The organism is Cognatiyoonia sp. IB215182, assembly GCF_033963905.1.
Taxonomy (GTDB): Bacteria; Pseudomonadota; Alphaproteobacteria; order Rhodobacterales; family Rhodobacteraceae; genus Yoonia.
Genome location: NZ_JAXBMB010000005.1, coordinates 131,181 through 144,728, shown reverse-complemented (window position 1 = coordinate 144,728; position 13,548 = coordinate 131,181). Strand labels below are relative to the sequence as shown.

Sequence of the window (13,548 nt, the reverse complement as noted above, 5' to 3'; positions counted from 1 at the left end):
ATGTCCCGACGCTTTCCGCCAATATACAAGCACTGTATCCATTTGCCGCTGTCCTGAGACCGCTTGTGGAGCCACAAGCCTTGACCGTCTGCATACCGTCCGGCTGCGGCTTTCTTAGCGGTCATTTGGGTTAGCGCATTGAATTTCATGGAGGGCCTCCAATTGACAGACCCCTGTCTGGCCCCCTGTAGAATGCGAGAAACAGGGAGATGCCGTGAAGAACTAAGTTCAGGTGGTCGGAGTTAACGTAATGAAATCACTATATCTTGTTCAAGGATGAGAAGCGTGTTGCGGTTCATTCAGCGGCACCAGTTCCTTCCGATCATGATCGACCGGCCTGCACTTCGCAAAGACGCAGCTGCACAGCCTGCAACACCTGATCACCGACAAAAGTCGGAGCGGGTTGCTGCAAACCAACGTATTTTCCGGTAGATCAAAGCGATCCCCTTTTCCATTGGACAAACCGATGCGCATGAATAGAAAAGGAAAGGTTCGTTCTCCTTGAAGGCTGGCATCACGGCGGTTTGTTGTAGCTTTTGGACGGTCCAAGCGCTGGTCGAATAGGTTTGAAGGATGCACTCATGTCCGGATTTGTCCGCGCGCTGTTTCAGTCACAACTTGATTTGACCCTCGCGACCGGCAAAGAGTTTGAGACCCGGATCGTTGAGCGACCGGGTTTGTGGATGTCCAAGGACGAGCTGGCGGACCTTACCGAAGATCTGGTCACGGTTGCATCTAAGACTTTGGCGCGCGGTTCGTTGACTTACGGCGTCTTCTCAGGCGATCCGGAGCGGCTGAATGCGACAATCATCACATTGGTGCGGCGCAAGGATACCGGGCAGCCCATCGCGTTCAACGCGCTCGCGTTGATGGAGATCGACACGATGGCCGAACCGATGGAGGTGCTGCATCTGGGGCTGGTTATGGTTGATCCGGATCAGCAGTCCCGCGGGCTGTCCTGGGTTCTTTATGGCCTGACCTGCATTCTGTTGCTGTTCCGCAATCAGATGCGTCCCCTTTGGGTGTCGAATGTGACGCAAGTGCCAGCCGTCGTCGGCATGGTCGCGGAAACCTTCGGCGCTGTTTTCCCGACACCGCAGCAGCCTAAGCAAAGATCGCTTCAGCATCTCCTACTTGCACGCACCATCATGGCGGATCATCGACATGTTTTTGGGGTGGGCCCCGATGCGGGATTTGATGAAGATCGTTTTGTCATCACCAACGCATATACTGGCGGTTCGGACGATCTGAAGAAGACATTTGATGAGGCTCCGCAGCACCGCGATCAAATCTACAATGATTTTTGTCAGGACCTGCTGGATTATGACCGGGGCGATGATGTCTTGCAGCTTGGCCAGATCGATCTGCCAACGGCGGCGGGATACCTGCGAAACTCCGTACCACGGGCATCACTTGCTGGTGTAAGCGTGACGCTTGCGGCGATGATGCTGCAGCGCTTGATCCTGCCCACAATCCATTGGTTCGACAGTAGCCGGTACTTTGGCACCTTGCGCCCGAGAAAGGACCCGGTTTGACCTTTTCTTACGATGCGTTCACGACACGAAACATCGGGTTTGTCTCGGTCGATGAACAAGCAAAGCTACGTGATGCGCAGGTCTTCGTTTGCGGAACCGGTGGTATGGGCGGCGCTTGTGTCTTTGCATTGGCCCGGATGGGGGTTGGACGCCTGATCCTTGCGGATATTGATGAATTTGAAACATCAAACCTGAACAGGCAAGCCTTTGCGTTTCGGGACACAATCGGGCGTCACAAGGCAGAGGCGACACGGGATCTGTGTTTGCAGATAAATCCTGAGATGGAAATCACCGTCTATCACGACGATTGGCCCGATCAGGTGCAGGTCGCGATCTCCGAGAGCGCCATCGTGGTTAACGGCACAGATGATCTTGGCGCATCGCTATTGCTTTACCGGACAGCGCGCGCCGAAAAGCGGGCGGTTATCGATGCTTATGCATCGCCGCTGCCGTCGGTCTACGTAACTCAACCGGGTGATCCGATGCCGGAGGAACGATTGCGCTATCCCACCTTAGGCACACCTTGGGACGCGCTGAGCCAGGAACAGCGGGACCAGTCCTTTTTTCAAGAGGCGACATATGTGATCGTCCATTCCTCATCGCGCCACTACATCGATCTTGAACTGGCGGGCGAGGTCACCGCTGGTAAACGTAGTCGCATGTCCTTTGCCCCCATGGTCATTTCAACCGGCATGCTGATGGCCTACGAAGTGGCAAATGGAATTCTGGGTCGTAAGCCCGGCGCGGATCATCGGGGGTGGTTTTTCAACCCATATGCGGCACGGGTCGAGCATCCGCGCAATGTCTTGACCGCCTCACTTTTGCGGCCGGTCGTCACGCGCTTTTTGCGACGCATGATGGCATGACAGGGCTCTCTCCGGAATTGATCGCTGACAGCGTCGTCACGCTGGCAAGCCTGATTGGCCTTGCACTGTTTGCGCAAGTTCTGCGGATGCAGAGGCCCCGAACGACAGTCACCAACCGCTTCCTTTTTGCCATTCAGGTTGTGGCGGCATTGCTTGCCATCCGTCTTGTTCAATGGCTGACGGGTGTTGATTGGATTGGCCGTCTTACCTTTGCCGTTGCGGGCCTTGTACCGCTCGCCACGCTTCTGGTGGCCGAGGCTTTGCTGCGCCGTCATGCGCCGCTCGCCCTGAAAGTCTGGGCCGCAGGGGGCGCTGTTTTCTTTGCATTGGTCGCGGTAGTAGCGCGCGCAGATCACGGCCTTTTGGCCCTCATATCGCTAGCCGTTTTTCAGGTGATTGCATTTGTTGCGATGAGCATCTTTGTCATGGGGCGCGACCGGCAGAGTCTGTCGATAGCAGAAAACACAATGATCGACCGCTTGTCACTGTCGCTGGTTTTGATCGTACCGCTGGCGATGACCGATTTCAGGACACCCTTGCTGGATCTGCCTGTGCGGCTATCGGGAATTGCCATTCTTGCGATGTGCTGGCTCGGTTTGACGCTTCGGCGTAGCGACGCTGCTCAATCCGAAGTTATCTCGGTCACCGCAGCGCTTGCCGTTGGTCTTGTCTTTGCATCGCTTTGCATCATGGAACTTGCGGCGCTTGATGTACGCACGACTGTTCAGGTTATGGCGCTGGTTGTAAGCGTGGGATTACTGGCCTTGATCTTCAATCAGAACCGCCTCATCAGGCGCGAAGACAAGGTTGGACGGGTTCTTGATGTTTTGGCGGATACGTCGCTGACTGAACATGATGCCTTTCTTGAGGCCTTGCAAACCCGGGCGCTGACCTCTGGCGCGTTGATCCTGGACACTGACGGCCTGAGGGATTTCGACGCGGCATTTGAAGAACACTTCACGCATCAAACTCTCGTATCGTCTGAGGATCTTCAGCAGATGAAGGATCCGCAGCTGGCCGAGCAATTCGCATGGTTCTTTCGCAAGTTCGAGGCGAGCCATGTGATGCTGGTTTCAAAGAACCCGTTCCGAGTAATGGCGCTGAACGTACCCACGCTGGCGCAATCGCGGCAACTGGAACAGGAACTGCGGATCGCGCAACGCATTGCGGCTCTCTTGGCCGAACGGGGCGCGTCACATGGTTGACGTCGTCGAGCGCGATTTCGCGTCGTTCTTCGACGTGCCGTTTCAGGCATATGGCGACGCCACGCCTTATGTATCGCCGATGAAGTCTGACCTGCGGCGTTTTTTGCAGGCTGGCACCAACCCACTGTTTCTAGATGAGGATGCGTTCACCTATTTTACCGCCAGTCACGACGACCGACCGTTGGGCAGGATCGTGGTGCACGCGCATGTCGCCTCTAACGAGCTGCACGGCACAAACCGCGCCTCATTTGGTTTCTTTGATTGCGCCGATGACGCACAGGTTGCCAACGCCCTTCTGGACAGGGCCAAGACCTGGGCGCGCGACAGGGGATATGATGAGCTGGTCGGCAATTTCAATCTGACTGCGATGCAGCAGATGGGCGTGCAGACGGATCATTTCGAACGCCCGGCCTATACCGATATGGTGGTGAACCCGCCGCATATTCCCGACTTGCTGCGCCAGAACGGGTTTGCGCCATTCTTTCCGGTGACAACGTTTGAATTGGACCTGGCCCAAGCAAAAATCCCGCCATCTGAGCTGGGACCCGATTACAGCTTTGCCCCGATCAAGCGCAAAACCTTTGCCGCCCGCATGGAAGAGGCGAGGCAGGTGTTGAATGACGGGTTTTCGGAAAATCCGATGTTTGTGCCTTTGACGGCTGAGGAGTTCACATTTCAGGCCGGCGAAATGATGACAATTGTCGATCCTCGGCTTTCGGCCGTTTTGAAGCAGAACGATGTGCCCGTTGGTGTTGTCATTTGCATCCCCGACCTCAACGGTTTTCTGCGGGCCACACGGTCACGTTTCTCGATGATGACCCCTCTTCATTTTCTGCGCTACCGGTTGCGCCGCAAGCGCGCGGTGATCATCTTTTACTCCGTTGCCAAGGCGAGCCATGGTAACGGATTGATGAGCGCCATTCTCGCCCGGACGCTGAACCAGCTGCGCAGCGCTGGTTACGAACGTCTTGGCGTGACCTGGATTGCTGATGAGAACCATGCATCGCTTCGGATGATGTCAAAGATTGGGGCGGTGCCGTTGCATCGTCTGCACCTGTTCAGTGCGGATTTGACATGACCCCTGATCTTTTTCGACACCTGGTTGCGCAGGCCAGTCTGGCGCCGAGCGTTCACAACGTCCAACCCGCCCGCTGGCGGCTTGTCGGCGATACGGTTTTTCTGTTGGAGGACAAGACGGTGCGCCTACCAGCCGCTGACCCGACCGGTCACGACGCGTCAATGAGCCTTGGCGCCGCGTTTGAGGGGATGGTCATGGCCGCGGCGCAAGAAGGTTTGCGCATAACGCATCAACCCGTTGATGAAGAGGACAACGGCGATTTGCGATCCATCCTGCGGCTGAAATTCGCCCCCGGCGCCGCGAAAGATCCGCTGATGCAGTATGTCGACAAGCGGCAAAGCTGGCGGGGCAAATTCGGTACCGCCACGGATGACGACAAGAAGACGGCGGAGGCGTTGAGGGATGACGATTGCCTTGTGGTTACCGGACCAAACACGATCCGCGTCATCGCCAAGCTGCTCGATATGGCCAGTTTCTTGTTTGTTGTGCGGGACGACTTTCGCGCAGAGCTTTTGTCATGGATGCGGCTGGGGCGCCGCCATCCGGATTGGGCGCGTGATGGTCTGAACGCTGATGCAATGCGCCTTGGGTTCTTCGAAAAGATCGGAGCGGGCATTGTCATGGGGCGCGGCTTTCGGCCTTTGCTATTGTATGGGATCGCCGAAAAGCTGTTGTCGGAAGAGGAAAAGACGGCTGGCGCAACCGCCATCATGGTCTTTCACCGGCCTGAAGGTGAAGACCCATTCGAAAGCGGTCGCGCGTTCTATCGTGCATGGCTGCGGATTGATGCAGCCGGTTTTGGCGCTGCAGTTCTTGCCGCCCTGGCAGATGACCTCTCAAGCGCCGAGACCTTGGCTGCAATGGTGGAGTTGCCGAAGGGCCGGCGCATCGTCTCTGCGTTCCGGATCGGTCGTCGCCCGCCACACAAGCCGTTTCCGGCCGCAAGGCGACCGTTGGATGAACTGATCGTCTAAAGCTGCTTTAGAAATTCGATCAGCGCCGCTTTGTCGCCATCGCTCAGCGCCGCGCCAAAGTCGTGCCCTTGGTTGCCGAGACCGGACTGCGTTGTGTCGAGAATGACCGGTTGAGAGAAGCGTTCGTAATCCGCCGGATATCTTCTGTTATCCAACCGCACTCCCACGCGCGTGAAATCGAGCATGTGCCCGCCCAGTTCAAACGTCTCTGGCCGTGCATCGGGCGTGAGAAGATGCCATAGCGTTGGCACCGAGCCGTTATGTAGGTAAGGCGCTGACGCCCATAGACCGTCCAGGGGTGGAGCGACATAGGCGCCGGTCCGCGCAACGGCAATCTGGTCGCGATAAGGCGTATCCTGAAACGTTTCGACAAGCTCCTGTGTAAACGCCTGCGCCCGAAGTGGGTCCGTGCCGACATCACCCATCCAGTTCGGGAAAGAGACAAGTGTTAGGCGTTCATTCTGATGTGCGTATACGCCGTGGCACGCGCTGCACTGGTCGGCATAAATCGTCGCTCCGGCGAGCGCCAGATCGATATCAATGACACCAGGAAAGGGTTGTGACTGGTAGGCCTGATCCAGAAACGTATAGATGTCTTTTGCCACCGGTATCGCCTCAATGGCTTTATCGGGATGTACGCCCATGCTGGGCACGGTGAAGAATGTCGTAATCGTCGCTAGAGCGGCCCGTTTATCAGCTGTGTTGTCAGCGGCAGTTGTCTCTGTCTGCCGCTCGGTTTGGGGTATCGCATAAGCTCCGTCCGCCAGCAGAGAACTGCGCCAATGCCGGTGGCCAAGATCGGGGATGGACACGATCCCTGCATCGCCCGGCCCTCCGCCAAGAAGCGGCACATCGAATACATATTTGAGCGCCGCAACCCCGTTGGTGCTGCCTGGGACACCATTGGAAAACGGCAGCGGGCGATCACCAGTGATGTCATCCAGGCGTGCGCCCACCATCGGCAGGATGACCCATCGCAGCGTCTGGCGTTCGCGCCAACCCATCTCGGGGTAAAGCGTCGTCACTGCCTCCATCAACTGATCAGGCGTTTGTTGATAAGTCTTTAGCGTTTGGAAAATCGCCTGTGTATAGGCTTCGAGGTTAAGCGACGTGTTCGGCGCGCCGATCCATGCGGTTTTGGGGTCGGGTCGACCTTCGGCGTTGTAGGTGACACCGGCATGGCATGCAGCGCATCCCATATTCGCCACTTGCACCGGCATGCCGGCCATTGGAGAGATCGTACCGTGCGTGACGCCGAGCGGCAGCGTTTCGGGCCGATCCGACACACCAACAGGCATGTTTTGCACCCGCGCCTGCACAAGGAGCCCGAAGGCGCCCAATGCCTTGTCCAGCGTGTCCTGATCCAATGCCAAGGTTGGATCGCTATCCACCGCATCCAGCACCAATGCCGCTGTGACGAGTTTCCACGGCACGGCATGGCTTTGCAGCGTTTGCAGGCTCAGACCACCAAAATCCGCTCCGACAAACGCGGCCGCACCCCGTTCCACCGCGCCCGCGGACGCATTGACAACGGGCATCGCTTCCGAGCCGACCTCATGCCGCGCGCCGAACCAAAGACCAGCCGCGACTATCGCGATAAGTGCAAATGCCCGAAGTATGAGTTTCATTGGGTTCTCTGCCTAGAACGACGGGTCATAATACTTTTGGTGCTTTTCCGGGACACATGTTCCAAATCTGCTTTCTGTGAAGCCTTGCTGCGAGAATTGGATTTGAAACGCCCTTGCGAACATAGTGCGAGATCTACGGATGTGCTAGAAAATTAAGATTGATGTATTGTACTGAAATCGTCCCATCGGACCTTGGGCCGATGCACACATCCTTCGCAATCCACGCCCTGAACTGCGGTGCGCCGCGCAATGTGCTCCGGAAATGGATGGGTCACGTCGATATAGGGACAACCGCGATCAATGCGAACGCCTGTAGGGTTGACGAACAAGCAATTGCAGCGGAGATGTGGGTAGACCACTAGGGCAAACCTCAATTGGCGTAACCGTGAAAAACGGCCATTTGTAGGTTTTGGGCAAAGAAACCGAAAGAGCCGATAGTATTCTCCAATTCGTCAATGCATGCTTTCGGATTTCGTCCCTTCTGAGATTTGTTGTCGACCTTGTTCTCTTAGATTGGGGTCAGGACCCATTGAATTCCGATTGATGGCACGGTTCACGGTTCGAAAACGGGCGCTGAATATATCTGATCTTTTCTGGCTGACAGATGCGCAGATGGCGTGCCTTGAGCCTTTCTTCCCGGAGTCCCACGGTAAGCCAGGCTTCGATGACCGGCGTGTTCTGAGCGGGGTTATCTTCACCCCCGATCGAAATCGACGCAAGACAACTGCGAAATACGATAGGCGGCGGTACAATCGTCGCAACCGGATCGGGATCATGTTCGGCAGGCTCAAGGACTGGCGGGGCGTGGCAACCCGATATGCTAGATGCCCGAAGGTCTTCCTGTCTGCCATCGCACGTGCAGGAAGCGTCATCGACTGGTTACAAGTCCTGACCCTGGGCTGCCAAGCCGAAAAAACGGTCCCACCGAGCTGGGCAGGAGTCTACGCTGTGCCAATTGATATGGAGTGTCATTCCAGACTAGGCATTGAGCTTCTTGAGATTGGAGCAAGCGTTTTGGATGTGGCCGCAGCAACTAACAGGAGTCGATCAGGCGTGACCTCTTGCATCTAGGGCCGCTTATTTGGCGACGTTATCGGCTCCGCCGCGTTACGCTGGATGTCTTTCGAAGACGACGGCCCAAAACAGTCACTTGTCACGACACCAGATTGTTGCGTTTTTAGTCCTCGTTCCGCAGCTTCGCGACCGTTCCAAAATCGGGAGCAGATTGAACTTAGACGAAGCGGCACTGAGCAGATGTATGACCAGATCAATCGATCTGAATACCGATGCCACCGGACCCAATTGAGAACTTAGCAATAAAGGCACGAAGGCTCGCTCCACATACAATCACAGTTTTACCCAGCCCGCGTTCTTTGCCGAACTCCGTACACAAGCATCCACGAACTGCACCCCCTTTAGACCATCTTCGACCGTCGGAAAGACGACTTCTGGCTCGACCGCATTCAACTTTCGTTGCGCCAATATCGCCTTCGCGGCCTCGGTGTAGATATTTGCAAAACCTTCAAGATACCCTTCCGGATGACCGGGGGGGATGCGGCTCATCCGGGCGGCGGCATTGCCGGCACCGGCGCCACCGCGGGTGATCAGGCGCTTTGGCTCGCCGAAAGGCGTGATCCAGAGATAGTTGGGGTCCTCTTGCGCCCACTCAAGGCCACCCTTTTCGCCGTAGACACGAATGCGTAGCGCGTTTTCATTGCCCGGCGCCACCTGGCTTGACCAGAGCATGCCCTTGGCACCGCCCTGGAAACGCAGCATCACGTGAGCGTTGTCGTCCACCTGGCGACCGGGAACGAAGGCCTCAAGATCGGCGGCAAGCTCTTCGGCTTCGAGCCCGGTGATGAAGCATGCAAGGTTATATGCATGGGTGCCGATATCTCCGGTCGAGCCGCCTGCGCCCGACCGCGCCGGATCGGTGCGCCATTCGGCTTGTTTGAAATCCTGTTCTACGGTCAGCCAATCCTGAGCGTACTCGACCTGAACGACGCGGATCTTTCCGACCTCGCCCACTGCAACCATTTCACGTGCCTGACGAACCATCGGATAGCCCGTGTAGTTGTGAGTGAGAATAAAGAGCGCATCCGAGCTTTCGACGGCCTTCACCATCTTCTTTGCGTCCGACAATGTCGAGGTCAGCGGTTTGTCACATATGACGTGAATACCGCGTTTCAGGAACTCGCGCGCGGCCTGATAGTGAATGTGGTTCGGCGTGACAATCGACACGGCCTCTATCCCGTCTTTGCGGCGTGCCTCACGGATCGCCATTTGCTTGAAGTCGTCGTAGATGCGCGGCAGGCCCAGTGCCTCGCCGCTGGCCCGCGACTTCTCGGGCGTTGAAGACAAGGCGCCGGCAACAAGCTCGAAATGATCGTCGATGCGTGATGCAATTCGGTGCACGCCGCCGATAAAAGCATCGTTGCCACCGCCAACCATGCCCAGCCGAATGCGTCCGGTCAGGTTCTCGTTTCTTCCTTCAACCATTAGTCGATTCCCAGCATGTTGCGGTTACCTGCCTCATCTGTTCCACCGTCGGCAAAGTCGTCGAAAGCAACCTCGGTTGGACGGATGATGTGATCGCGTACGAAGGCAGCACCTTCGCGAGCGCCGTCTTCAGGATGCTTGATAGCGCATTCCCACTCGACGACGGCCCAGCCGTCAAAGCCGATTGCCGTCAGTTTCGAAAAGATGGCACCAAAATCCACCTGCCCGTCACCCAGCGAGCGGAACCGGCCCGCCCTATCGACCCAGCTTTGATATCCAGAATAGACACCTTGCCGTCCAGTGGGATTAAACTCAGCATCCTTGACATGGAACATCCGGATCCGGTCGGCGTAGATATCGATGTGATCCAGATAATCCAGACACTGAAGCACGTAATGCGACGGATCATACAGCATGCAGGCACGGTCATGATTGCCGGTGCGCTCAAGGAACATCTCGTAGGTCACGCCATCATGCAGATCTTCGCCGGGGTGGATCTCGTAACAAACGTCCACGCCACAATCTTCTGCGTGATCAAGGATCGGTTTCCAGCGGGCCGCCAGTTCGTCGAAGGCAGTTTCGATCAGGCCCGCGGGGCGCTGCGGCCAAGGATAGATGTAGGGCCAGGCCAGCGCACCGGAAAAAGTCGCATGTGCCCCGATCCCCATATTCTTTGATGCTGATAGTGCCTTTTTGACCTGATCAACCGCCCATTCCTGTCGCGCCTTTGGGTTGCCGCGGACACTTTCTGCCGCGAAGCCATCGAAAGCAGTATCGTAGGCCGGATGGACCGCCACAAGCTGCCCTTGAAGATGGGTCGAGAGTTCGGTCACTTCGACGCCGTTGGCCGCAGCGACACCTTTGAACTCATCACAATAGTCTTTGCTTTCAGCGGCCTTGGCCAAATCAATCAGGCGTCCGTCCCAACTGGGGACCTGCACACCGACGTAACCGCAATCTGCCGCCCATTTTGTTATGGAATCCCATGAATTGAATGGCGCGTCATCTCCGGCAAACTGGGCCAGAAATAACGCGGGCCCCTTGATCTGTTTCATCGCATCCTCCCTAAAATATTCAATTCATGGACGGTAGATTTTCGCGGATCACGATCTCGATCCGGATGTTTTCCTGGCTTTTGATGACAGGTGTATTGTCGCATTTCGCACGCAACACGCGCAGGGCGCTGCGGGCGAGATGACCGGTGTTTTGCGTAATCACGGCGTCAATGACACCATTCTGCAGAAGCCTCGCCGAATTCTCCGTCAGCTCATGATCGATGAGAACTGGACGGTGCGCCAGCTTTGCAGCGGCGATCGCTCGGGCGACGCCTTGAACGCTGGCCCCTACGGAATAAACTCCGATCGCATCCGGGTTTTGCTGCAGGGCGCGCAAGGTGACGCGTTCGGTATGCGCCGGGTCTTCTTGTCCCTCGACGCTCGGCAGCGGTTCAAGATGCGGAAATTCTTCGCCAACAACCTGATCAAATCCATGCCGTCGCTCGATCATGTCGCGCGACTGCTTGTTGGTGATGACAACCACGACCTTGCCTTGCTTGCCACCCGTAAACCGGCCCAAGAGCGTCCCGGCGGTGCGCCCGGCCGCGATATTGTCGATCCCGACAAAATGGTCACGGTCCGAGTTGGGCTGGTCCGAAACAAGGGATACGACAGGAATGCCACGTTTGCGCAGGTCGGCGATTGCGTCCCGCACCAACGGTGTTTCCTTCGCCATGATTGCAAGGCCATCGACTTCGGCTGGGTCAAGATCGCCCAGTGTCGCCACCAACTGTGTGTGGTCGTGATTGGGTACGCGGATCGTGCGCACTTCGGTTCGGTTTTGCGGGGCGTTCATGATGATTTCCGCGATACCCTGTTCGAGGCTTGCCAGAAACTGCCCCTTCCAGTCCGGCAGAACGAACACGAAGCGGTACGTTTTCTGCCGCGCCAGATTGGCCGCCGCGGTGTCGCGAACATAGCCAAGCTGATCGATGGCCGCGCGGACCTTCTTGATCGTGACCGAGCGGACGCCCGGTCTCTCATTCAGCACTCTGTCCACTGTCGCAAGGCTCACGCCGGCCACCCGGGCAATGTCATTGACCGTTGGTTTTGCGACGACGGTGAGGCTAGGTTTCGTCAGTTTAGTCCACCATTTCCTTTGCTAGCGCACCGAAGAGAAGTGCAACCGCTTCGGCGCCCGGATCGTTGTGGCCTCTCAGGTTTTCTTCGGGCACATATGCCGCGCGGCCAGCCTTGGCGCGATGAATAGCCGCCGTGCTGTCGGCGCCCGCGCGGGCGGCTTTGGCCGCTGAAGCAATACCGTTTGGCAAGGCGTCAAGCGCGGGGGAAAGGGCATCAATCATCGTCCGGTCGCCAATCGACGCGCCGCCAACCTGGCTTACACGATCCAGCCCATCTGAGAGCGCCTTTTGCACCGACGCCCCATTCGCGGAGGCATCACCAGCGGCATTGAAGTAGATCGCAAGGATCACGCCTGAAGAGCCGCCCATGGTCTGGCTCAGTTCGTTTCCCAAGGCCGGGAAAAGCTGTGTCAGATCGGCAAGCGGCATGCGGTCAAGGCTGGATTTGAGCGCGCGTGCCGCTGTGGCAAGTGTACTGCCGGTGTCGCCATCACCTGATTTGGCATCAAGCGCGTTGAGCTTTCCTTCTGCGGAGATCAGAAGGTCGGCAACCTTCTCAATGACTGCGCGGGTCTTTTCATTCTTTGAAGGGATGGGTTCAATCGGGGTCAGACCGTCAGGCAAGCCAACAACGAGTGGTTCCACGACTTCTGCCATACCTGGCCATGCGGACATCGAGACTGGTTTGGCCAGCGCGTCGTACTCAGCAGATGTTGCGTCCATGATTGACACGGAAAACCCGTGCATATCCAGTGACGTCATCAATGGCGCCGGGCCAATGATCTGTTTGACCAGACCAGAGGCTGTCAGGGCATGCGTCAGAACCGACATCTCCAGCGGTGTCGTCGATCCGAGGTTGTTTACGATCGCAACGGCATCTCCCGAGGAGTAAGTGCGAAGCTTGTCGACCACTGTCGTCATCGCGCTCATGGCGGTCGAAAAGTCCACCTGCTCGACACCCGGCTCACCGTGAATGCCAAGGCCAAGCTCTGCCTTGCCCGCCCCGATGCGGTTTTCCTTGCTAGATCCCGGTATCGTACATGTATCAAGGCTCATGCCGATGGATGCGACCTTGCCGATGACGTCTTTTGCGGCCTGCGTGACAGTCGCAAGGTCCGCGCCATCCTCGGCCAGTGCACCTGCAATCTTGTGAACAAAAAGCGTTCCGGCAACACCACGCGGCTGTGGCAGATCCGGGAGCGCGATATCATCGTCGACGACGACCATTTCAACCTTCCGACCAAGAGCGCGGGCGCGCTCGGCGGCAAGACCGAAATTCAACCGATCACCGGTGTAGTTCTTTACGATCAGAAGGCAGCCCGGATCGCCTGTAACCGCGAGGATGCCAGCGAGAACGGCCTCAACCGAGGGCGATGCGAAAACTTCGCCGCAGACCGCGGCCGTCAGCATTCCCTCACCGACAAACCCGGCATGGGCAGGTTCGTGCCCCGAGCCACCGCCGGAGACGAGGGCTACTTTGGATTTGTCCCAATTCGACCGGAACACAACCTTGATGTGGGGATACCCGTCCAATCGCGAAAGCGCGCCTCCGGATGCGGCGAGAACACCGTCGATGGCCTCGGTGACCAAATCCTCTTTGGCGTTGATAAACTGAACCATGGTGGT

The 13,548-nt window shown here is 57.2% G+C and carries 10 protein-coding genes and 1 pseudogene; 6 read left to right on the top strand and 5 right to left on the bottom strand.

The features are described from left to right. Positions 1-581 precede the first annotated feature (581 nt). The 5 genes from SLH47_RS11555 to SLH47_RS11535 are packed head-to-tail and all read left to right on the top strand — an operon-like array spanning position 582 to position 5,658. The gene (locus tag SLH47_RS11555) at positions 582-1,535 is read left to right on the top strand and encodes a hypothetical protein (RefSeq protein WP_320239664.1); all 954 of its coding nucleotides are present in this window, start codon (positions 582-584) and stop codon (positions 1,533-1,535) included. After that, a complete protein-coding gene (locus tag SLH47_RS11550) occupies positions 1,532-2,401 on the top strand; it encodes a HesA/MoeB/ThiF family protein (protein ID WP_320239663.1) in 870 nt (289 codons plus the stop codon). The genes SLH47_RS11555 and SLH47_RS11550 overlap by 4 nt, the downstream gene beginning before the upstream one ends. Next, entirely contained in the window at positions 2,398-3,606 is a 1,209-nt protein-coding gene (locus SLH47_RS11545; RefSeq protein WP_320239662.1) for a hypothetical protein, read from the top strand. The genes SLH47_RS11550 and SLH47_RS11545 overlap by 4 nt, the downstream gene beginning before the upstream one ends. Further along, positions 3,599-4,684: a GNAT family protein gene (locus SLH47_RS11540; RefSeq protein ID WP_320239661.1), complete on the top strand. Its 1,086-nt coding sequence runs from the start codon at positions 3,599-3,601 to the stop codon at positions 4,682-4,684. The genes SLH47_RS11545 and SLH47_RS11540 overlap by 8 nt, the downstream gene beginning before the upstream one ends. Continuing rightward, the gene (locus SLH47_RS11535) at positions 4,681-5,658 is read left to right on the top strand and encodes a hypothetical protein (protein WP_320239660.1); all 978 of its coding nucleotides are present in this window, start codon (positions 4,681-4,683) and stop codon (positions 5,656-5,658) included. The genes SLH47_RS11540 and SLH47_RS11535 overlap by 4 nt, the downstream gene beginning before the upstream one ends. Here the strand turns inward: SLH47_RS11535 and SLH47_RS11530 are convergent. After that, positions 5,655-7,286, bottom strand: coding sequence for a hypothetical protein (locus SLH47_RS11530; protein ID WP_320239659.1), 1,632 nt, complete (start codon positions 7,284-7,286; stop codon positions 5,655-5,657). The two genes, SLH47_RS11535 and SLH47_RS11530, sit on opposite strands and share 4 nt — an antisense overlap. Before the next feature lie 699 nt (positions 7,287-7,985). Here SLH47_RS11530 and SLH47_RS26375 point away from each other — a divergent pair. Then, a pseudogene (locus tag SLH47_RS26375) lies at positions 7,986-8,168 on the top strand (IS5/IS1182 family transposase); the annotation flags it as partial. A gap of 465 nt (positions 8,169-8,633) precedes the next feature. Here SLH47_RS26375 and SLH47_RS11520 read toward each other — a convergent pair. Genes SLH47_RS11520 through SLH47_RS11505 form a run of 4 tightly spaced genes read right to left on the bottom strand, consistent with a single transcriptional unit; the run spans position 8,634 to position 13,542 of the window. Then, the gene (locus SLH47_RS11520; protein ID WP_320239658.1) at positions 8,634-9,785 is read right to left on the bottom strand and encodes a Gfo/Idh/MocA family oxidoreductase; all 1,152 of its coding nucleotides are present in this window, start codon (positions 9,783-9,785) and stop codon (positions 8,634-8,636) included. Beyond that, on the bottom strand, positions 9,785-10,840 hold the full coding sequence (locus tag SLH47_RS11515; RefSeq protein WP_320239657.1) for a sugar phosphate isomerase/epimerase: 1,056 nt from the start codon (positions 10,838-10,840) through the stop codon (positions 9,785-9,787). Before SLH47_RS11515 ends, SLH47_RS11520 begins: the two co-directional genes overlap by 1 nt. 19 nt (positions 10,841-10,859) lie before the next feature. Then, positions 10,860-11,873 carry a LacI family DNA-binding transcriptional regulator gene (locus SLH47_RS11510; protein WP_320239940.1) on the bottom strand — a complete coding sequence of 338 codons (1,014 nt, stop codon included), beginning with the start codon at positions 11,871-11,873 and terminating at the stop codon, positions 10,860-10,862. A gap of 49 nt (positions 11,874-11,922) precedes the next feature. After that, positions 11,923-13,542 (bottom strand): dihydroxyacetone kinase subunit DhaK, encoded by a 1,620-nt coding sequence (locus SLH47_RS11505; protein WP_320239656.1) that lies wholly within the window; start codon positions 13,540-13,542, stop codon positions 11,923-11,925. Positions 13,543-13,548 lie beyond the last annotated feature (6 nt).